19 protein-coding genes are annotated in these 20,909 nt (G+C 48.0%); 7 read left to right on the forward strand and 12 right to left on the reverse strand.

The features are described 5' to 3' along the window. Positions 1–294 precede the first annotated feature (294 nt). The 3 genes from FLT43_RS07320 to FLT43_RS07330 all read left to right on the forward strand — a co-directional run bounded on the left by FLT43_RS07320 (position 295) and on the right by FLT43_RS07330 (position 3,110). Entirely contained in the window at positions 295–1,005 is a 711-nt protein-coding gene (locus FLT43_RS07320) for a LytR/AlgR family response regulator transcription factor (RefSeq protein ID WP_087442331.1), read from the forward strand. Beyond that, positions 1,002–2,303, forward strand: a complete 1,302-nt coding sequence (locus FLT43_RS07325; protein WP_164776612.1) for a sensor histidine kinase — start codon at positions 1,002–1,004, stop codon at positions 2,301–2,303. Before FLT43_RS07320 ends, FLT43_RS07325 begins: the two co-directional genes overlap by 4 nt. Before the next feature lie 150 nt (positions 2,304–2,453). Further along, the gene (locus FLT43_RS07330; RefSeq protein ID WP_087442329.1) at positions 2,454–3,110 is read left to right on the forward strand and encodes a hypothetical protein; all 657 of its coding nucleotides are present in this window, start codon (positions 2,454–2,456) and stop codon (positions 3,108–3,110) included. 179 nt (positions 3,111–3,289) lie between these two features. Here FLT43_RS07330 and FLT43_RS07335 read toward each other — a convergent pair whose 3' ends face one another. The 10 genes from FLT43_RS07335 to FLT43_RS07380 form a co-directional block, all read right to left on the reverse strand. After that, on the reverse strand, positions 3,290–4,003 hold the full coding sequence (locus FLT43_RS07335) for a hypothetical protein (protein WP_087442328.1): 714 nt from the start codon (positions 4,001–4,003) through the stop codon (positions 3,290–3,292). Continuing rightward, on the reverse strand, positions 4,000–4,857 hold the full coding sequence (locus FLT43_RS07340) for an ATP-binding cassette domain-containing protein (protein ID WP_087442327.1): 858 nt from the start codon (positions 4,855–4,857) through the stop codon (positions 4,000–4,002). The genes FLT43_RS07335 and FLT43_RS07340 overlap by 4 nt, the downstream gene beginning before the upstream one ends. A 287-nt stretch (positions 4,858–5,144) precedes the next feature. Then, the gene (locus FLT43_RS07345) at positions 5,145–5,912 is read right to left on the reverse strand and encodes a DUF1266 domain-containing protein (protein ID WP_087442326.1); all 768 of its coding nucleotides are present in this window, start codon (positions 5,910–5,912) and stop codon (positions 5,145–5,147) included. 390 nt (positions 5,913–6,302) lie between these two features. Further along, complete coding sequence (locus FLT43_RS07350; RefSeq protein ID WP_244194174.1) at positions 6,303–6,818, reverse strand: hypothetical protein; 516 nt, start codon at positions 6,816–6,818, stop codon at positions 6,303–6,305. Between the two features lie 235 nt (positions 6,819–7,053). Then, positions 7,054–7,806 (reverse strand): iron ABC transporter ATP-binding protein, encoded by a 753-nt coding sequence (locus tag FLT43_RS07355; RefSeq protein ID WP_087442324.1) that lies wholly within the window; start codon positions 7,804–7,806, stop codon positions 7,054–7,056. Further along, complete coding sequence (locus FLT43_RS07360; protein WP_087442323.1) at positions 7,803–8,867, reverse strand: iron chelate uptake ABC transporter family permease subunit; 1,065 nt, start codon at positions 8,865–8,867, stop codon at positions 7,803–7,805. The genes FLT43_RS07355 and FLT43_RS07360 overlap by 4 nt, the downstream gene beginning before the upstream one ends. Next, on the reverse strand, positions 8,864–9,874 hold the full coding sequence (locus FLT43_RS07365) for an ABC transporter permease (protein ID WP_087442653.1): 1,011 nt from the start codon (positions 9,872–9,874) through the stop codon (positions 8,864–8,866). The genes FLT43_RS07360 and FLT43_RS07365 overlap by 4 nt, the downstream gene beginning before the upstream one ends. 34 nt (positions 9,875–9,908) lie before the next feature. Then, on the reverse strand, positions 9,909–10,922 hold the full coding sequence (locus FLT43_RS07370; protein WP_087442322.1) for a siderophore ABC transporter substrate-binding protein: 1,014 nt from the start codon (positions 10,920–10,922) through the stop codon (positions 9,909–9,911). A 247-nt stretch (positions 10,923–11,169) separates the two neighbouring features. Beyond that, entirely contained in the window at positions 11,170–11,331 is a 162-nt protein-coding gene (locus FLT43_RS07375) for an IS3 family transposase (RefSeq protein ID WP_087442321.1), read from the reverse strand. Between the two features lie 303 nt (positions 11,332–11,634). Continuing rightward, a complete protein-coding gene (locus tag FLT43_RS07380) occupies positions 11,635–14,223 on the reverse strand; it encodes an adenosylcobalamin-dependent ribonucleoside-diphosphate reductase (protein WP_087442320.1) in 2,589 nt (862 codons plus the stop codon). Positions 14,224–14,580: 357 nt separating this feature from the next. On the opposite strand from FLT43_RS07380, the gene FLT43_RS07385 reads away from it, so the two are divergent. The 3 genes from FLT43_RS07385 (at position 14,581) to FLT43_RS07395 (ending at position 19,190) form a co-directional block, all read left to right on the forward strand. Continuing rightward, complete coding sequence (locus FLT43_RS07385) at positions 14,581–16,461, forward strand: DEAD/DEAH box helicase (protein WP_087442319.1); 1,881 nt, start codon at positions 14,581–14,583, stop codon at positions 16,459–16,461. Position 16,462: 1 nt separating this feature from the next. Then, entirely contained in the window at positions 16,463–17,566 is a 1,104-nt protein-coding gene (locus tag FLT43_RS07390) for a YqhG family protein (RefSeq protein ID WP_390621961.1), read from the forward strand. Positions 17,567–17,990: 424 nt separating this feature from the next. Then, positions 17,991–19,190 carry a phospholipid phosphatase gene (locus FLT43_RS07395; RefSeq protein WP_087442318.1) on the forward strand — a complete coding sequence of 400 codons (1,200 nt, stop codon included), beginning with the start codon at positions 17,991–17,993 and terminating at the stop codon, positions 19,188–19,190. Between the two features lie 38 nt (positions 19,191–19,228). On the opposite strand, the gene FLT43_RS07400 is transcribed toward FLT43_RS07395, so the two are convergent. Continuing rightward, the gene (locus tag FLT43_RS07400; RefSeq protein ID WP_087442317.1) at positions 19,229–19,510 is read right to left on the reverse strand and encodes a YqzE family protein; all 282 of its coding nucleotides are present in this window, start codon (positions 19,508–19,510) and stop codon (positions 19,229–19,231) included. A 217-nt stretch (positions 19,511–19,727) separates the two neighbouring features. Here FLT43_RS07400 and FLT43_RS07405 point away from each other — a divergent pair, with 217 nt between their 5' ends. Further along, the gene (locus FLT43_RS07405; RefSeq protein ID WP_373994941.1) at positions 19,728–20,429 is read left to right on the forward strand and encodes an N-acetylmuramoyl-L-alanine amidase; all 702 of its coding nucleotides are present in this window, start codon (positions 19,728–19,730) and stop codon (positions 20,427–20,429) included. A gap of 101 nt (positions 20,430–20,530) precedes the next feature. Here the strand turns inward: FLT43_RS07405 and FLT43_RS07410 are convergent, their stop codons facing one another. Next, positions 20,531–20,698 (reverse strand): ATPase, encoded by a 168-nt coding sequence (locus tag FLT43_RS07410; RefSeq protein WP_244951373.1) that lies wholly within the window; start codon positions 20,696–20,698, stop codon positions 20,531–20,533. Positions 20,699–20,909: the final 211 nt, after the last annotated feature.

Here is a 20,909-nt window from a genome sequence, read left to right on the forward strand (position 1 = left end):
TTATCGAGCATATTCGGAACATGCACACAACATATTCCAAACACACTTTGTAATTATTATTATTAACTAATTAATTAAATTCGTCAAGCTATTTTATAATAATTATAAAAAGACTCTTGCTGTAATTTCACACAACTTTCATTATGCTGCGAACTGATCCAGAGTATTCACGCCTTGTCCAGATATTACCCACTAACTCCATCATGTAAACCCTCTGCTTCCCCATTCTAAAATTGTAGGCTTCACATAAATATTATAGAATCAAGTTATCTGGTTATTAATGGAGTGGCTGTAATGAACGTAGCGATATGTGATAACGATATAAATGTTGCAAATTTGATTGAGGATCTACTTTCAAACATATCCGGAATGGAATTTTCCAGCGATGTGTTTTATAGTAGCGCTGACTTGCTAAGATGCTTGCAAGCCGGGTCACATTATAATATCTATCTGCTAGACATTGAAATGCCTGGCCAAAATGGAATTGAAATTGCTTCGGTTATCCGGGAGCAGGATCGAAATGCAGTCATTATCTTTATCACAGACCATAAAGAGTATGTATATGAAGTTTTTGAAGTGTTGCCGTTTCGCTTTTTAAGAAAGCCTGTAACCGCGCCAAAGTTGTCCCGCATCTTGCTGGACGCTGCGGAACACATCCAGGTGTCGAAGCAGCAATTCTTTTTTCAGATCGGACATGACAAATACCAGCTTCGCTGCAGTGACATTCTTTATTTTGAAGGGGCAGGAAGAAAAGTAATTATCCATGCCAATCAGAATACCTATGAGTTTTACGGAAAAATCGCGGACATCCTGCCTCGACTGGATACATATTTGTTTTGCCGGATTCACGCCTCATTCCTGGTGAATATGGAGTACATCCGCTCCATTCAAAAAATGGCTATTCTTTTGCAAAACGAGACAAAATTGCCGATCAGCAAGCGCTATCTGAACGGGGTGAAACAGGCCCATCTGGCCTTCATAGAACGGAGATGCGGCAATCCATGACTTATTTTCAGACAACGACCGATGCGATCTCTTTTGGGCTTGAGGTCATTCTTAGCATGATCGAAATTCTCTTTATCCTGCGTCTCTTTAACAAAGTGTTCGGAGAGACTCGAATCAGTCACATCAAGCTGTATGCAGCAGCCGCTGTTGCGATGCTGACGATAACCTGCGGTTTGCGAGCGGTTCTGAATCCCGTCCGCCCTGCGGCGCTTCCACCCGTTACCGTACTATGCAGTATGTTCTTTGTACTATTCTATCCGCCGAATCGTCAAAAAAAGGTATTATATATCGGTATACTTTTAACGGTATCCAGCTTCTGGGTTCTATTATACGATCTCATCGTCACACCAATAGAAGATAAGAATATTTGGCTAACACTTATTCTATGTCACGTGGTATTTTATCTTTTATTGGAGCTTATCCGAAAAACAGACAAAGGGAAACAGTGGTCCATCCCTTTTCATCTTTGGCTTCTACTTATGGCCATTACCGTAGCAAGTACGGCCGCGCTAGTCGTAATGGAATATTATATTGACAAGAGGGACAACCCTTACTTGCTGACCGTGGAAATTCCATTTAGTCTCGTATTCTTGCTAATTAACCTTTCGCTGTTTGTGGTTTTTGACAAATTTTCTACCCTAATGCATACGGAGCGGGAAAACACCATGCTGGAACAGCAAGTGCAATTACAGCATAGGTATTACAAGGAACTGGAGGCCGCCCATCAGCAGGTCCGGGCACTGCATCATGATATGGGGAATTATATCAGAACAGCCGAGCAGCTGGCGGCGAAGCAGGACAGCAACAACGAACTCATTGGTTTTTTACACGCTGCATCCGGCCAGCTCAAAGAAATTGAAACCGTGATTTCAACCGGGAACCAATATCTGGATTCCATATTGAACATCAAAATCGCCGAAATGCTCCACGAGGGCGTAACCGTCGAGACGGATATTCATGTACCTTCCGGCTTAAAGCTGTCATTTGAACAAGCTGTGATTATCGTAGGGAATCTGATGGATAACGCCAGAGAGGCGTGCAGAAAATTGAGGGATGGGGAAAGGTGGGTGCGGTTACGCCTGTCCTACATCAACCATACGCTATTCATCCGCATAGAGAATTCAGCGACTCCCATTCAGATGTGGGATAACGGATTGCCTGTCTCTACGAAAAAAGAACCGCTTTTTCATGGATTAGGATTAAAGAACGTTAAAAAAGCGGTGGATGAACTTGGCACCATGGATGTGGAAAGCACGGCCCATTCTTTTCTGGTCCGAATTGCTTTGTATGACAGGTAACCCAATTTTGACAATAACCCCGTCGATTTTTTACAAGTGCATCATCTCAAAGGGAGCGAGTGCTACAATCCAAATGGTGTAGCACTCTTTTCTGTGCGAACAATTTTGTTGGTGATTGATTATACTTTGGCAAGAAAGGAACTGGTGAGAATGATGCGTAACAAGAAAAACGTGAAAAATGTACTCCTTATTGGCGGAATGGCGTCAGCATTGCTTTTGAGCGGTTGTTCATCAGCCATAACAACACACCATATTTTCAAAAGCCTGCACGGCCTTGAGGAATCCGTAAGGAACGATATAGATGAGTCCTTACGGGATGAAATCGCTGCAGTGATTGAAGAAGCAATGAAGAATGCCGTCTGGGATGAAATCGCAATAGAGATTGAGGATGATTTGCAAAATATAGAATGGGACGATGTCAAGGATAGTATGACAGAAAGAAAACAGAAAATAGAAGTTCGCTCCATGACGGACGACACCTTGCATACGATCACGGACAATAAGCAAATCTTCGAATTTACAAAAAATCTTCATATTGCGCGTTGGAAATACCTTAGTTCCATCCCGAAAGATGCGGAAGACTTGCTTGTATATGTAACTTGGGGGGAAAAGACGAAAACGGTGTTTGGCAAAAATACGAAGAAACTTTACGAAACGAGCCGAAACACTTTATACAAAAATAAGGATGGATACTATCTGGTGATAGAACCGGAACCTTCCCTTTCCCCCGTCCGCAAAGTCTACACTAAAGTGACCGCGAAGACAGCAGAATATCTGCTCTCTCTGGCAGGGGCAAAAAAGAAATAAAGCAGTTGCCCCTGCATAACTGAGCCAATTGATTAAGGCAGACATATACCACAGCGATTAGGTCACGATCCCCATTGAACCAGAACGGGCAGAAGCGGGCGGCTAACCCCCGCCCTCTCCCGCCACCGTCATGCCGGGTGGCCTGGTGCCGGATCTTCAACAGAACTTTTAGATCTTTTTTATGGAGAATCGAGTTTACGTTTGTTAAGCACAAATAAAAATAACGCACCTGCGATGATCCCATAACATACTGGTGCTCCAATCGCCGACATTTTAAAAAAGGGGGTCGCATCATCATAGTAAGATAGAACATTTATGGTTTTGTCTAAGGGTGGGAGTAATAAAATTGCATATTTCAGCCTTTCAGGTAATACATTTTCGAGCGGTGTTACACAAAAAGCAATGACAATGAGAAGACTTAGCATTAGGAAAGACGTTAAACGCGAACGAATGAATTTTGAACTAAACCAACAGGCTAACGATACCCCCAACCAGGATATAGATAAATGATAGAGAAAAGACATAAATAATTCTTCAAAGCTAGGGTTCCTATCAAATTTATGAAAGATTGCCGGATACACTACGGCATAGAGGGCGAGCGGAATGGTAAAGATCCAGCTGTATAATAATTTAGATATATAAAGAATAAATAAACTGCCGGAATGCAGCATAGTCACTGATTCTTGGTTAGGCGTTTCGATATCAATGATCGCATAACATAATACGCATGACACAATAAATAAAAATGATGTGGAAAACGCATAGCTTTCCATTACGGGATTAGGTACCACACTATAAACAAAAATGATTCCAAGGATAAATACAAAGGTAGGCGGTCCATATCGATATGAACGCATAAAACAGGTATGTAAAAATGATAACAAGGATATCATGAAGCCATCTCCTTTCGTTGCAAGGTGATGATCTCTACTCCCCTATGTACTAATTCAATCATAAAACCATGATAATCCTTTTGCATAATGACAAATTTAATTTGGCCATTGTCATCTATTTTCCAAGTGACTTCTGGAAAAAGACTTGTTAGGCGGTAGAGTTCTTCCTGGGTTAAGACACATTCAAGTTCGAACAGGGTCACGCTTGGACTTTGAGAAGCTTCTATATGTTCTTCCCTCAACCTGCCTTGTCGAATCCAATAGGTACGACTTTCTAATTGACTTGCAAGTAAAGGATCATGAACAGCGGCTAAAATAGATGTACCTTTTTCTTTTATTCTCTTCAGGGAGGCCAGTAAATGCTCGATCGATTCCTTGTCTAACCCAGAGAAGGGTTCATCCAAAACAAGCAGATCCGGTGTTTTGATCGTCGCCTGCATTAAGTTGACTTTTTGCAGCATCCCTTTCGAGAAATGAGTCATCTTTAAACTTTTGCTTTGTTCGAGATGAAAAAACGTGTGCAGCTCCTTAATGCGTTCTTGAAGATCATTTCTAGGCACCTTTGCTATTTTACCCATGTGGGTCAGGTACTCCGTTGATGTCATCCTTAACTTCGATAATCGATCAGGCGTATAACCGATCACAAGTTTTGAATGCTTTAGTGCCCTTTGTCCCGTAGTTAATGGAATTAATCCGGTCACAATTCGAAGCAACGTGCTTTTTCCTGATCCATTACTTCCTCTTAATATAATACTTTCTCCTTGCCCAATACTCAGCGAAATTTCCGATAAGACAACTCGATTACCATATTTCTTCGTAACTTCCTTTAAGGTCAAAAGAGCATCCGCTACCATTTTCCCACCACCATAAAAATGTATATACTTATCATGTTAACACAATTATCCATCTCGAAGACAGATCATCATTTTCAATCATCTCATGTGGCATTCCGCCTAATCGGGCCACTGCATCCTTGAATGCCTGTCTCTCTAACTGATGAAGCGGAACTATTCATACAATAGATAGCAGAACAAGCGATCAACCGAGATAAAGGTGTAAGCACCTTCTCGATGATCGCTTGTCTCCATCACACATATTGTGATATTCCATAACACTCTCTCAGACCTTGTCCAATGCTAAATTATCGGCTCCCTGTTCCGGATCGCTTAATGCTAAATTCATTCCAGATCGAGTCCTCTTCACCCAGTAATTTTTTCCCATCCCAAAGGATATCGTAAATGTCACCCTCGTAAGCAATGGCTCGGCCAAATGCAAATGAAATAAAATATTCCTTCCAGGATTGGAAGATATGGCTGGCGGCATCAGCAGCTCTCTCTATATAGCCCCATGCCTGTTCTTCGGTTATATAACCAAGTATGTAGCTCCATCTTGCAATATTTACAGCGCGGTCAAAATCCCAGGCAGCCATGGTGTTCACCTGGTCAAAATCGGATTTCGCAAAGGAAAGCTTCTTCACCATCGCTTCTTGGGCTGATTCATAGCATTCCTGCGATTTCCCCACTTCCCCCTCTGTAAAAGACTGGCCAGCTTTCAACGCCATAAGAAGCTGATCATACTTCGTACGATGTCCTTCCGCAAGCAGCCATTCCAGGGTTTGTACAGCCTCCTCCGTATTACTAACGTCCCAGGCTGAAGAAAGGCCTTCCTTCAAAGTTTCAGAATCTACCTTCACTTGCAGTATCCGTGGCGACTCAGACCGGTAAAGAGAGAGATTGGCACCGTAGGCAAGCAAATGCTGTTTCTCCTTCGGTAAAGAGTTAGCCGTCTCCATTTCTACTTGCGATTTTTTATTCTTTTTCTCAATTCGCTTGCTCGCTGTAATCAAACCAACGATAAGTAAAATCACAATCGCCGCAATAATTCCCACAATAATTAGAAAAGTCTTCAAACCATCACGTTCCTCTCGATGTTGTTATTTGGCCACCATTAATGATTTAACAAAATCCCCCATGATATTGTAGCATAATAGTTTTTGGTTTCAACTACCAACTGAGAAAATATTTTCTTCGATTTCTTAAGATTATAAAATCAAAAAAAGAAATGAGAGTACAGACATAAGAAAAATCCACTATTATAGATCCCACTTTCTAAGACGAGATGAATTAAATGCTGGGATATTTGATTTTTTCCATTGTCAACTTTGTAGTTGATTACTTCTTTATATACGAAGGAGTAGGCTATACTAAACCTTTCTTTCAACCTTGTACAGTTTATACTTATGACAGACTATGTGGACCCATAGCAGAAAGATGCCCTCTTTTCGGGTATCGATGTTCATTTACAGCCCTCTATAGAACCATTGGGTCGGGATCAAGAACGTCCATGGTGTCGTAACAATCGCGATTGCCAAGCATACTTTCAGTCTCTGTGCAGGATTCGCAATATGCTTTTTAAATGTGAACTTGTAATTCAGGATAAATATGATAGAAGAAGAGATGAACATCGCGATAATGACGAGCATCAAGCCGGATATATTGTGAAAAGGATTATAAGCAACCGCTGAGATCGCTTCCCGAGGCAGCACCTGCATTCCTTCCAGCAGCAGCAAGGAAAATAAGAACAGGGCTCCGATAAAATCGGCAAGAAATCCGAAGCCCCACACTTTCCATATGGTCTTTTTATAAATAAGCCCCAATGTTTGATCCGCTGATACGAGACCGAATGCATACGCGGAAGCGAGGAGGACGAGCGAGTCGATGATGAAGTTGCCTGCCAACGTAACGAGAATGATCGGCGGATAAAACATGATGAACCAAATCGGAAATATTACATTGTACAACTTTATATCTCTCATAGCATCACTTCACCCTCCGTGTATGTTACTTTATTTACTTTATTTGCTTCCTTTGCTCTCCGAATCCGACAAGCGTATCGCCATCGAATGCGCCGACAGCCATCCCACCGTTCCTCAGCTCGGATCCGTATCGTTCTTCTATCTCTCTCAGCAAATTTAGATCCCCACTCGGATATTCCTGATTCGCATGAATTTGCGTCATCTTGCCATCCTGCATTTCAAAATAAGATCAATACTAATAAATCGCTATTGGCCCATAAGGACCATCGATAATTTCTATTTTCGTTTCAAAAATATCTGTTAAAACTTCTGGATCCATAACCTCTTCTACTGTTCCAAAAGTGGCAATTTGTCCATCTTTCATGGCACAAATTCGATCAGAATATTTGGCTGCAAAATTTATATCATGCATAACAGTCAGAATTGTTCTTCCGAATTCATTAGCTGCATGCCTCAAATGCTCCATCATTTGAACAGAACGAGCAATATCAAGATTGTTCAAAGGCTCGTCCAAAAGTACATATTCAGTCTCTTGGCACAAAACCATTGCTACATATGCCCTTTGCCTTTGACCACCAGAAAGCTCATCTAAATATCTATTTTCTAGATCAGTCAAGTCTAAAAAATCGATATATTTTGAAATAATAGCCTCATCTTCTTTAGTTAATCTTCCCTTTGAATAAGGAAATCGTCCAAATCCAACGAGTTGTCTAATAGTAAGCCTAGTTACAAAATGATTTTCTTGTCGTAATATAGTCAAAATTTTTGCTAAGTCTTTGGATTTAGATTCAGAAACATCCATATTTGCTACCCGAATTTGGCCTTCGTCCATATTCAAAAGTCTTCCAATCATCAAAAGTGTCGTAGACTTTCCAGCACCATTTGGTCCAATTAAAGAGGTAAGACCAGCTTTTGGTATTTCAATATTCAAAGGTCCTATTTTCACCTTATCAGTATACCATTTTCTAACATTATCGATCTTTATCATAGAGCCCTCTTCCTTAAAACTGCGATTAAAAATATGATTCCACCAAATAATTCAATAATAACGGAAACTACGCCTTGAGCATTGAATACATGATACATTAAAAAATATGCACCCGTTATTATCAAAAACCCTATAGCAAGAGCCATTGGAAAAATATATCTATGATCATAGGTTGGCGCTGCTTGATAACTCAACGTTGCAACTAAAAATCCATAGAAAGTAAGCGGTCCAATCAAAGCTGTTGAAATTGACATCAAAACAGAAACTAATATAAGCGTATAAATGATACTAGATTGATGTTTAACTCCAAAAGAAGTAGAGACATCCTTTCCAAGTGACAATACATTTAAATTTTTAGAATTAGCAAGAAGTAATAATGCTACAATGATTACCAGTGGAATTACAATAGGAAAATATTCAGAATCCGCATTATTGACAGAACCAAACAATCTTGCCTGTAAAATATCAAACTCAGACGGCGCAAGAAGTCTTCTCATAAAAGTTGACACAGAATTCAGCCCTGCTCCAATAATAATTCCAACCAAAAGCATAAGTTGCAAATTTCCATACTTTCCAGAAAGCAACCATCCATAAAGTATCAAACTCATCAAGACCATAACAATAACTTGAAATACAAATGGTCCAGTACCACTAAAATTTATCAATGCACTAGCGCCAAAGAAAAATATGGTACTCGTATGAATTGATGAGTAAAGTGATTCAAAGCCTAAAAGTGAAGGGGTTATAATCCTATTATTCGTAATCGATTGGAAAGCAACAGTCGACAAACTCTGACAAATCGCAGCAATAATCATGGCAACAAGAGCTACCATCCTTCTTTTAACAACTGGGATAAAAGAAGGGGAATCTACCGGAACTGGATTGTTATAAATTAAAAGTCCATATGAAGAAAGAATGCCCAAAACAATCAATGTGATCAGCAAAATCCAATAACGTTTTTCTTCTTTCTTAGAACGAAAAGCTCTAGCTGATCTATTCTCATTATGAAGGCTAGAATCGATTACGACATTTTCATTATTTCTATATTCCAATGCGTTCATCTTAGCCTCCTTGGTTTTCTTTGTCTCAATAAAATAGCAATAAATACGACTGCCCCCACTGTTCCAAGTATTAAAGAAACAGGTACTTCAAAAGGCATTATAATTGTTCGAGAAATGATGTCACAAACCGTTATAGTACCCATTCCTATCACACATACCCAAGGCAAATTACTTCTAAGATCATCTCCCCTAAACATGGAAACAATATTAGGTACTATTAAACCTAGAAAAGGTAAGTTTCCAATGACAGCTGCAACAATTCCAACTGCAAAAGAAATAAGACCCGTACCCAAAAGAACGATCCTATTGTAATTTACTCCAAGACTTGTGGCAACATCTTCCCCTAGTCCAGCTAAAGTCAGTCTATTAGCATAAATAAAAATAAGAAAAGTAACTACAACAATTATCCATAAATATTCATATCTTCCAACTTGAACTGCCGCAAAAGAACCTACAAACCAAGATTCAATATTTTGCGTCATTTGAAAAAGGAGTCCAATAAAAGTGGACACTGCAGAAATGACTGCTCCAAGCATCAGTCCAATAATTGGGACAATTAAAGACGAACGGAGTTTAACTCTTCTTAAAAAGAAAAAGAAAATCATAGTTCCTATAAAAGAAAAAACAATTGCACCAGTCATTCTTAGAACTAACGTTGGTGCAGGAAATAATAAGTAAACAACAAGAAGTCCCAAACCCGCCCATTCAATAGTTCCTGTTGTGGTAGGTTCAACTAAACGATTCTGTGTAATAAGTTGCATTACGAGTCCTGCCATGGCCATGGCAGCTCCAGTAAGCATTAATGCAGCGGTTCTTGGAACACGAGTTATGAAAAACATATCCATTCCATCCTCTTGTCCGCGTATATCATAAACTCCAGTAAATAGGGATATAATTCCTAAAATAATAACAACTATAATCGCTAATATAAATGGTTTTGTCCATAGCTTATTGTGGTTATAAAGCTGGGGTTGAGAATTTTTCTCAACCCCGGAAATTTTTTGTATTGTCTTTTTCAGCACTATGTTATACTCCTTTAGACTACTTAGCTAAAGTATTTGCAAGGTTCTTAAATAACTCTATATAGGTTTGGATTGATTCATTTGTGTAAGTGTCATTTGGTGCATAAACGATCTGTCCTTTAGATACAGCAGTTACGTTTTGAAGAGCAGGTGAATTATCAATAACATCCTGAGCAGGTACTGAATCAGTTGAAGCAGATATTGCAGCATCACGATCCAGTACAAAAATCCAATCAGGATTACTTTGTGCAATGGCTTCAACAGAAACTTCATCCCCTTGATGATCTGAAGAAGAACCGTCAACTTCTAATGCTGGAGTCCATCCGAAAATTTCATACATTGGTCCCCAAACACGTCCAGAATGAGGAGCTGAAAAACCAATATTTCCACCAGAAACTACAACACTCATAACAGTGCCCGTTCCATCATATGCAGACTTAGCATCTTCGACAGCTTTATCAAAATCAGCTACCAATTGTTTAGCTTCTTCATTTTTATCAAAAATTTGTCCTAAAGTAATTGTAGAATTTTTAAGTCCATTTACTAAGTTTTCCCCAGGTTTATCAGTTTTCTCAGAAACGTCAAAATTAAGATCGATAACAGCTGCATTTGGCACTAATTTTTTCATATCTTCATAATAGTTACCAAATCTTTGACCGATAATTACAAGATCAGGGTCTGCAGCTGCTATAATTTCAAGATTTGGTTCGCGGTGATTTCCAATATTTTGAACCGAATCATCCTTTACATATGATGAATCCGCAGGCATTACATCTTTTGGTACAGCCACTAATTCAATTTTCCAATCAGCTAAAGTTTCAAAAGTTCTACTATCCAAAGCAATTACCTTCTTCGGGTTTACAGGAACAGTAACCGTTCCATGAGCATCAGTGATTTCAACCGTTGAAGCTTCAGTAGAATGATTTTCTTGCCCATTCGTTTCAGTTTTACCATTTTCATTACTTGGATTTGAGCAAGCTGCCAACATCAACACAAAAATTGCTAAAAAAACAGTTAACTTAAATTTCCCCATTTCCCATACTCTCCCCTTATATAAGCTTTATAGGCAAACAGATTATTGAATTGATGAAATTATTACCTATGTATGTTTTTATGCGCGACTTAAATAATAATTATCTCTATTTCACTATAGTGCACAGCGACAATACAAAAACAACAACGATAATGATTATCAATTTCAATATTAAATTTAGTATATCAATTCAAAATATATTGTCAACTACTTTTTGACAGCTTAAATAAATTCATGGAACACTAGGCTATATGAGCCCAGTGTTACGTGAATTGTACCCATTCGCATAATCATTCAACTCCAGTTTCAGATGCTGAAGGCTATGAAAGTTCAACTGGTTAATGAACTCCGTTTTCATGATATTAAATGTGGCTTCAGCAACGACGTTGTCGTAAGGACAACCTTTCATGCTTAGAGAACGACCGATTTGGAACGCATTCAACGTTCATCGATCAACTTGTTCTTAAACTCACAAATCTACCCCAATAATCCCGATCATGAAACCAGCCTGTAGCTGCTTAAATGCTGCCGCTACAGGCTGGTTTTACACTTTGAATGTTCATGCACCCACATACATTAATGCGTAAAAATATAACATGCTGTGCAAATCCATTTTTCTCAATATTTATGACGAATTTATTCTCACTTACTGGGCAAAAATCTTTACCTGTTATGCAAAATCACCCCCCCATCCAGGGGGACTATCGTCTATCTACGAGCAGCGGCTGTAACCGCAGTTCGCGCAGGTCTTGCAGCCCTCGACGTTCAGGAGCGAGGCGGTGCCGCAGGATGGGCACAGGTCGCGCGAGGCGGATGCGCTGCCGCTCTCCTTCAGGCCAATGACCGGAGCCTCGATCGTCGCGGCGATCGGAGCCGGGTCCGTCTCGGCGCCGAGTCCGAGCGCTTCCTGCTGGTGAATCTCCAGCGCCTTGGCTACCGCATCGGCAATCGACTCGACGCGGTTGGCGCCGAAGCCGATCGCGCCGGATCCGCCGATGCCCTTCAGATGCTTGATGAGCAGCTCGACCTTGTTGCCATGATCGCCATAGCGAAGGAACAGCGAGCAGACGCGGCCGAGCGCTTCCGCCATCGCGAATACATCGGAACCGGCCTTGCCCACGTTCAAGAAAATCTCGCCCGGAATGCCGTTCATATCGTTAATCGTAATATAAGCCATGCCGAATGGCGTATTCACCTTATAGGTCGCGCCGCGCAGTACTTGCGGACGGCGCTTGTACACATTGCTGCCCGCCGGGTTGTTTGGCGATGCCGTCTGCATGGCCACCGGAACAGCAGGTGCTTCTGCCGCCTCCTCTTCTGCCGGAGTCCCGGCTTCGGTCTGGTCAGCTTGTCCGTCTTCCTTGTTGTCTCCCTTGTCGGTCGACAGAACCTGAACATCGCGGCTGCCGTCGCGGTAGATCGTGACGCCCTTGCAGCCGAGATCGAAGGCCAGCTCGTACAACCGCTTCGTCTCTTCTACCGTGAAGTCGTTCGGACAGTTCGCCGTCTTCGAGATCGAGCTGTCCACCCAGCGCTGGATCGCCGCCTGTGCGCGGATATGATCCTCGGCGGACAGAGCCATCGCCGTAATGAAGTAATCCGGCAGTTCCTGGCCCGGATGCGCGTCCATCCATTCCTGCGCGATCGGCACGAACTGCTCGTCGAAGCCGAGGCGGCTTTGCCGGAAATATTTGAAGGCGAAGTACGGCTCGATGCCGGTCGAGGTGCCGACCATCGTGCCGGTGCTGCCCGTCGGCGCTTGCGTAATGACGGTCACATTGCGCATGCCCTGCTGGCGAATCGCTTCCCCGACTTCCGGGTACACCTCCAGCATGTTCTTCATGAAGCCGCTCTGTAGATACGGCTCCGTCTCGAATGCCGGGAACGCGCCCTTCTCGCCCGCGATCTCCGCCGACGCGAGATACGATTCGCGCGCGATGAAGCCGAACAGCTTATCGAGGAACTCCAGCGATTCCGGGCTGCCGTAGCGGATGCCCAGCTTGATCATCAGCTCGGCTAAGCCCATCGAGCCAAGGCCGACGCGGCGCTCGTTCTGCTGGTTCTCTTTATTTTCCTCGAAATGATACGGGGTCTTGTCGATTACGTTGTCCAGGAAGCGCACCGCATAGCGCGTCACGGTAGACAGTTCGTCCCACGCGACATCATGCTTCTCCTCGTCATAGAACTTGGACAGATTGAGCGCGGACAGATTGCAGACGCCCCATCCCGGTAAGCCCTGCTCCCCGCACGGATTCGTACAGATGATCGGGTTGAAATACCAGCTGTTCGACATCTGGTTGTAGTATTCCATGAACACGACGCCCGGCTCGGCCGATTTCCACGCCGACTCGATAATCGTATGCCAGACCTCGCGTGCCTTGACGGTGCGGTATGGAATGACCGCCTTGCCGGCCTGCTTCCATTTATCAAGGTCTCCATCCCACAGCTCGTCATATTCCGGATCGGAGGTATCCGGGAAGACCAATTCCCAATCCAGATCCTCCTTGACCGCCTTCATGAAGCCGTTGCTCACGCAGACGGACAGATTGGCGTTCGTCACCTGGCCCATTGTCTGCTTCACCGTGATGAAATCGACCACATCCGGATGCCAGTCGTTCATCATCAGCATGAGCGCGCCGCGACGGCTGCCCCCTTGCTCGATCAATCCGGTCGTATAGCTGAACAATCCGCCCCAGGAGACGGCGCCGCTGGAGGAACCGTTGACCCCGCGCACGATCGCGCGGCGCGGACGAAGCGACGACAGGTTGATCCCGACGCCCCCGCCGCGGGCCATGATCTCGGTCATCTCCGACAAAGTCTCCATAATACCGCCGCGGCTATCCTTAGGCGATGGGATAACGTAGCAGTTGAAGAGGGTCAATTCCTCGCTCGCCCCGGCCCCGGCCGCGATGCGGCCCCCTGGAACGAGCTTCCAGTCATCTAAGATATAACGGAATTTTTCCGTCCATTCGTTTTGTTTTTCAGGGGTTGGTTCTACCGATGCCATCGCAGCCGCCAGCCGATCCCACATTTCTTCCGGTGTCTTCTCTATCGTCAAGGTCAGCTTCTCTACCGTGGATTGAACCACCTCTCCGCTTCTCAGCTTGACAGAGACGAAGCGGCCGTTACGCTCTACCACTTCTCCGACTTCCTTCGCCGGGAACTTCGGATCGTCTTTGGTCAGCACCAGGACGACATCTCCTACTTTGGTGTTGTTCGTGTCTGCATCCTTCCAGGCGTACCGATCCAGAAATATTTTTTCGCTCAAGCCTTCCAAGCGCTGCTTATGCCCCGTATTCAAAGAACACAACCTCCTATATATTACTCGCTACTTGAATGATTACCACCGCACACGATAATTGAAGCATTGTACAATGTATGTATTTTCCACAATATATTGTGTGCGAAAATCATTGTACTATACCACATATAGAATTTCTAATAAGAAAAAAGGAATTATAGCGAATGGATGAGAACCGGGGAACTCCATGCTTCGTTTTTCTCTAGCAAGCTCTCTATTTTGTCTCTTGCATTTTCCTGAAGAAGGCATACCTCCCCCTCCCCCTCCCCTCTTGCAGGCTCCTCGATCTCCGTCCTGCAGCCAGTTATGAAAGCATGCAATAACGTCCATACTACCTTTATAGAGGAGGTCGAGAGGATGAACAGACATCAGCAGCCGAATGATGGCCTTCCCGGTACGCAACCATCAGCCCTGACGGCCGGCCCGGTCACCCCGGTTAGCGGCTCGATCATGCGCTCTGCGGCGAATTCCTGGCCGCTCTCGTCGCGTGCCATGCCTGGATCGCTGTCTGTCGTGACCGATCGCGGCTGGCTGGAGGAACTGTCGGCCCGCATCGACAAGAACGGTCCATGGGATGACTGGACGCTGTTCCAGCTTGCCTATGAGGCGGAGCAGGCCAGGCGCATTCACGCGTTCGACGAGTTGCAATGCCTGACCCATATTACGAACGTAGAACCGCTCCCCCATCAAGTAGAGACCGCCAAAAAGGTGCTTCACGAGATGCGCGGCCGCGCGATTCTCGCGGATGAGGTCGGTCTCGGCAAGACGATCGAAGCGGGGCTCGTGCTGAAGGAATATTTGATTCGCGGGCTTGTCAAGCGCGCGCTTATTCTCGTCCCCGCCTCCCTGGTGCTGCAATGGGTGCGCGAGCTGCATCACAAGTTCGGCATCGCGGCGGTGGCTCAGAAGAAAAAATATCAATGGCAATCCGACATCGTCGTCGCCTCGATGGATACCGCCAAGCGCGATCCGCATAAATCGATTCTGATGGAGCAGGAATACGACATGCTTATCGTCGACGAGGCGCATAAGCTCAAAAATCGCAAGACGACCAACTACCAGTTCATTCAGCATTTACGCAAAAAATATTGCCTGCTGCTGACGGCAACGCCGGTCCAGAACGATATGAACGAGCTGTATAATCTGATCACCCTTCTGAAGCCCGGACAGCTCGGGGCCCAGGGCGAATTCAGCAGCAACTTCGTCGCCGACAAGCGCCTTCCGAAGAACGAGGGCCAGCTTCAAGGCGAGCTGTCCAAGGTGATGGTGCGCAATCGGCGAGGAGAGGGCAGCGTGCAATTCACGCGGCGAATCGTCCGCAACGTTCCCTTGACGCTGTCCTCGGACGAGCAGGCCTTGTACGAGGGAGTCACCCGCTTCATCAAGGAGCAGTACCAGATGAACGGCCGCGATATCGGCAGCATGTTCTCGCTCATTACGCTGCAGCGGGAAGTCTGCTCCAGCCGCGACGCGGTCTTCCTGACTCTCGTCAACCTCGCCAAGAAGCTTCCAGAGGACTCGCCGATCCGCGATCATATCTGGGACCTCGTCGATCTGATCAAAGCGATTACGTCCAACACGAAGGCGGAGGCCGCCATGGACATTATCCGGCAATCGAATGAGAAGGTGATCGTGTTCACCGAATACCGGGCGACACAGGAATATTTGATGCAATATTTCCGTAAGGCCGGCATCGTGGCGGTGCCGTACAGCGGCGGCATGAACCGGGGCAAGAAGGACTGGATGATGGACCTGTTCCGCGGACGGGCCCAGGTGATGATCGCGACCGAAGCCGGCGGGGAGGGCATCAATCTGCAATTTTGCCACCATATGATCAATTTCGACCTGCCCTGGAACCCGATGCGCGTCGAGCAGAGAATCGGGCGGGTGCACCGCCTCGGCCAGACGAACGATGTGCGCATTTACAATTTATCGACCTGCGGCACGATCGAGGAGCATATTTTGAACCTGCTGCATGAAAAAATCAATATGTTCGAAATGGTCATCGGCCGGCTGGATATGATCCTGGAACGGTTCGAGAAGCAGGACTCCCTGGAGAAGAGCCTGACCCGCATTCTGCTCGAAGCGGGCAGCGACGACGAGATCCGCCATCATGTCGAGCATCTCGGAGCGTCGCTGAACGCCATCCGCGCGGAAGTGGAAGCCGAAGCGGATGACGAGAAGAAGGCAGCGATCGGCCAACTGCTGGACCAGATCAGTACGGAAGCGGAGGCTTGACATGATGAACACCGAGCAAGTGCGCGACTATGTCTTGCGCTATTTGGAGGCGACGGACTGCCATATTCTCGAGAAGTCGCCCGCCCATGTGACCGTGAAGCTGTCAGAGCGCGCCGATCGCGTGCTGACGAACCGCCCCTATTATTGGGGCTTCATCGATCGCACGGGAGCGGAGGCGGAGACGATGCGCTTCACGTTCGTGTTCGATCCCGCCGCGATGCCGCCGGAGCCGCCGCGCGCCGTCTCCTATGGGTCGGCGCCTGCGCCCGCAGCCCCCGGGCCGGCCGAGCCGGCTGGCGGGACCGGCCCGCTTGCAGCCGCCGGAGCCGCTCCGCAAGCGGCGCCCGGCGAGTCCGTGCTCGGGCGCTACTTCGGCGTGGCGCCTGCCTTCACCGGCGGCGGGGGCGGCCCCGGGCGCATCCCGCGCGACGACGTCACCTACGGGAGCAAGCGCCTTGAACAGATTATGCAGGCGGCCCATACCGAGGGGCGCTTCATTCAGCTCTTCGTGGAGCCGCCGGCCGCCGGCCCCGTTCGCGGAGGGCGCGGCGTGAAGCAATCCGCCCCGTACGAGTCATGGCTGCTGCTGAACTTCAAGCTGGAGTTCGCCTGCGATCTGAAGCGCGAGGAGATCCATTCCTACGGCATCTCGCTCGTCAGCGGGAAGATGCGCCTCGATTACATGGAGGAGGTGCTGCAGATGGACGTGACGCCGAAGCTGCCTCCCCATGTCCATGTTCTGCCATGGCGTCTAACGCTGCACGCGGCCTTATCCTATGTGGAGGAACATCTCGCGGAGGTCATCTCGCGCCATGACGACGCTTGGGCGCGGGAAGCGCGCGTCCGGCTGGAGGAAGAATTGAGCCGCCTCGCCTCCTACTATGAGCCGCTTATCCGCGAGGCGGGCCAACAGCCGGGCCGCATGCGCCAACAAGAGGCTCCCGCTCCGCCTTCGAACGGGGAGGATGGGGAGGAAGAGGCGCGGTCCATGACCATCGAGGAGCAATATGAGGTGCGCCAGCAGGAACTGCGGTGGCAGTTCGAGCCGCGCATCGAGGTAAGTCTTATTAACGCCGGGCTCGTTCATGTGCCCATGCTCCAATAGGGCGGAGCCGGGCGGTTCTGTTGATCGGCCGACAAGTTGCTAATGAGCTGTCGACGAGGTGCTAATGAGCTGTCGACGAGGTGCTAATGAGCTGTCGACGAGGTCCTGACAAGTTATTGACGGGGCAGCGGCAAGGTTCTGCACCTCCCGCTTCCGCCCGGCCTTGTCAGATTGTCGGATCGCGATGTCCGTGACAGTCGGCTATATTGCGCGGCCAATTGCCATTTTGCGGCAAAAATAGAACCAGCTCTGCACGGCGCTTCCCTCCCTGTTCCGACAGCCTTTTTAGAGCTTGTCCCTTACAATGAAATGGTTGAAACATGGAGCCGGATGGGTAGTAACATATATATTACCGGACCGGTGCACGGCAGCAAGAGAAGAAGGCAAGCATGTTGGAATGTCATAGCCAAGAGAGGTGTTGGAGATGCAAAAAACGCCTTGGTGGACAAGGTTCGCCAGTCTGATAACGACGGCGGCGCTGACCTCGCTCGCCGCGGGAGGGGTCACCTTCGCAGTATTGGCAGCCTCGGATTCGCTGTATCCGCTTCGCGGCGAACAGCCCCCAGTGACCTTGCCGAAGGCCCAGTCCGCTTATGTGGAAGCGGAAGGAGCGCTACAAGGTGTCTATTCGCTGATGCTGGCAGCCGTGCGGAGCGGTTCGGATCGGCATCATCCGGAACGCAGCTTCGCCGGGAGCCTGCAGGCACGATCGGTGCAGGACATCGCGGATCGCTTCAAGCAGCAATTGGCGGAGAACGAACCGTTCACCGACTGGAGCGAGGCCCGGATAGAGACGATCCCCCTCGGTCCCGGCATGCACGGGTGGCTTGTTCGCGTCTTATCTGGGCAGGAACAGATTGGATATATGATTCTCGCATCGACCGAGCAGGGTGATATCCGGCTGGCGGAATACGGCCGCGGCAGCGCCATGCCGTACCAGGAGACCACGCTGCATCAAGCGCTCGCCCATCGGCTTCAGGTTGAAGATGCAGCCTCTTCGGCGAGCCATGACATGTTGGCGGATGTTCAGCCGTATTTCATCGACCCGCTGGTAACGGTGTGGCGTCTGGAATGGAGCAGCGGAGCGGTGGAATGGCTTGATGCGCAGAGCGGAGAATGGCTGCCACCTGCCTTCGAGCCGGATCGGCTGGCAGCGCCATGGAGCATGGATGGTCAGGCCGTCATAGTCTCCGCCGCGGCACAACCGAAGGATGCAGCCGTGGCCTCGATCCTGCTGGAGACCGTTCCCGGGCGCGAAGAGAACCACGTCCTGGCGGGCGGGGAAGGAGAAGATGCCGTTCCTGCACCGAGCTCCTACCGTGATCCGTTCGACCCGTATCACAATATTTTGTGGATGGCCCGGCAGCCGCAGCTTCGCAAGCCGGAAGCCGGTGCCCCTGCCGATTACAAGACGAAGCGATGGGTCTATGTGCAGCAGCGCGCCGGACTCGACATGAAGATGCCGTTCGCTTATCTCGGCATGCAGCGGTGGGAGCCCGCCGGAGAAGCGGACGATCAGGGTGTATCCAAGTACGTCATTATTTCCAGCATCGATATGGAAGCGATGCGCTGGATTCCGGCAGATGACGCGCTCGCTCACGGTTACTTCGTTCCGCAATCTTAATCTGATTCCTTAGCATACACAAAAGGCACCCTCCGCCCTCAGGAGTGTGCCTTTTCATCTTGGGGAGGCCGCGGTCTTTTGCGCCAGCGCATCAGCTTCAGGCGAGTCGCTCGGCGAAGGAGCGGCTGCCCCGCTCGTCTCCACTTCCCTGCCCACATCTGCATGCTGAACGGCACCATGCCGAACCATTTGGTCTGCCACGGCTCCTTCATGCGATTGTGGCGCGCCAATCTGCGTTCACGCCGGGCCTCGACGGGTGTGTCGATATAAGTGACGACCCGCTGCGTAATATATTTGATCAGGTCTTGACCTTTGGCCATGACGGCCACCTCCATCCTGTCCCTGATGGATGTTAGTCTGCCCCATTCCCCCTCCGGTCAAACGCGGCCGCCAGGCTCGGAATGAAGCGTTGTCTTATTGCACACGATAAGAACAATCGATTCCATACAATGAAGGTGGTCACGCGATATGCCTAATCTCCTAAGGTCCCGGCGGACAAGGCGATGGCTCCACGCCATCATAGCGGTGCTCATAGGCGTGTCTTTCCTGCCCCTGACCGTCTGCGCGCAGCAGGAAGCCGCCTGGCACACGCATATCCCCGAACCTGCAGGCGGGAGGCCGGCTCCCGAAAGACCCCCGTTCTACAGGAGCGTATTCCCTTCCAAGCACGTGCTGATTGATGCAGGACATGGCGGAATTGACGGCGGAACGAGCTACGGGGATATTTTGGAGAAAAACATCAATCTCGCCATTGCCCGCAAGCTCTATTTATTGCTCAAGGCCCGCGGGGTACCGGTCATTCTCAACCGTACCGGCGATTATGCCCTAAGCGATGACAACCGCTGGTCAGGCGCACGCTCGCGCCATTCTAAGGACCTGGCTCAGCGAAGGCAGTTGAGCAGAGAAGTGCCGGTGTCGATGTTCATCAGCCTTCATGTCAATTGGTCCAGGAGTCCGAGGGCGACCGGTCCGCTTGTCCTGCATCAGAATGAAGGCCGGAGCCGCTTGCTGGCTTCTCTCCTCCAAGATTCCTTGAATCCGCTCTTCTCCACGCGCACGCTTCCCCAGCATGGGAAGACGTATTACCTGCTGAAGCACGTCGATCAACCGGCTGTCATCGTCGAGCTAGCTTATCTGAGCAACGCCAAGGATCGCCGCATGCTGACGGATCCCCGCTCCCAGACAGCGATTGCGGCCCGGCTCTGTGATGCGATCGTGCATTATCACGCCATATATTGACTGCACAACGCCGGAAGGAACGATTTCCTTCCGGCGCTTTGCACATGATATCAACGGCCGCATCCGACCCTCCTCCATTCCCCATTCGCATGTTGATGAGCTCATCGCTGGTGAATCTCCGCCGCATGCTGCGGCGAGCCGGGAATATGTTCCTTAACGGCATCGGCCGACTGCGAACGCGCTTCTTCCCCCGCCGCCCATCCATGGACGTCTCCAACATATCCGGCGACCGGGATGATCAGCGCGAGGCCGATGGCAAGGCGTCTCATTCCTCTGCCCTGAAGCAATTTTCGCAATATTTCTTTAGCCCGTTTACCTATCCCCTTTTTCATCATCATCATCCCTCCATAGCTTAGGCCAGATTCTGCATATCTTTACTATGCGTCATTTGCGCCAAGGCTATCCTGAAGCGGAGGTGAATGACTGGATGCCCATAAAAATAACCCCTGTAGGATGCGTTATCCTAAGGGGTTATCAGTA

The organism is Paenibacillus thiaminolyticus (assembly GCF_007066085.1).
GTDB classification, from domain to species: Bacteria; Bacillota; Bacilli; order Paenibacillales; family Paenibacillaceae; genus Paenibacillus_B; species Paenibacillus_B thiaminolyticus.

Bases quoted from the DNA above. Each gene is read 5' to 3' on its own strand.
- FLT43_RS07320 (WP_087442331.1), top strand. From the start codon at position 295: ATGAACGTAGCGATATGTGATAACGATATAAATGTTGCAAATTTGATT.
- FLT43_RS07325 (WP_164776612.1), top strand. From the start codon at position 1,002: ATGACTTATTTTCAGACAACGACCGATGCGATCTCTTTTGGGCTTGAG.
- FLT43_RS07330 (WP_087442329.1), top strand. From the start codon at position 2,454: ATGATGCGTAACAAGAAAAACGTGAAAAATGTACTCCTTATTGGCGGA.
- FLT43_RS07335 (WP_087442328.1), bottom strand. From the start codon at position 4,003: ATGATATCCTTGTTATCATTTTTACATACCTGTTTTATGCGTTCATAT.
- FLT43_RS07340 (WP_087442327.1), bottom strand. From the start codon at position 4,857: ATGGTAGCGGATGCTCTTTTGACCTTAAAGGAAGTTACGAAGAAATAT.
- FLT43_RS07350 (WP_244194174.1), bottom strand. From the start codon at position 6,818: ATGAGAGATATAAAGTTGTACAATGTAATATTTCCGATTTGGTTCATC.
- FLT43_RS07355 (WP_087442324.1), bottom strand. From the start codon at position 7,806: ATGATAAAGATCGATAATGTTAGAAAATGGTATACTGATAAGGTGAAA.
- FLT43_RS07360 (WP_087442323.1), bottom strand. From the start codon at position 8,867: ATGAACGCATTGGAATATAGAAATAATGAAAATGTCGTAATCGATTCT.
- FLT43_RS07370 (WP_087442322.1), bottom strand. From the start codon at position 10,922: ATGGGGAAATTTAAGTTAACTGTTTTTTTAGCAATTTTTGTGTTGATG.
- FLT43_RS07375 (WP_087442321.1), bottom strand. From the start codon at position 11,331: ATGAAAGGTTGTCCTTACGACAACGTCGTTGCTGAAGCCACATTTAAT.
- FLT43_RS07385 (WP_087442319.1), top strand. From the start codon at position 14,581: ATGAACAGACATCAGCAGCCGAATGATGGCCTTCCCGGTACGCAACCA.
- FLT43_RS07390 (WP_390621961.1), top strand. From the start codon at position 16,463: ATGATGAACACCGAGCAAGTGCGCGACTATGTCTTGCGCTATTTGGAG.
- FLT43_RS07395 (WP_087442318.1), top strand. From the start codon at position 17,991: ATGCAAAAAACGCCTTGGTGGACAAGGTTCGCCAGTCTGATAACGACG.
- FLT43_RS07400 (WP_087442317.1), bottom strand. From the start codon at position 19,510: ATGGCCAAAGGTCAAGACCTGATCAAATATATTACGCAGCGGGTCGTC.
- FLT43_RS07410 (WP_244951373.1), bottom strand. From the start codon at position 20,698: ATGAGACGCCTTGCCATCGGCCTCGCGCTGATCATCCCGGTCGCCGGA.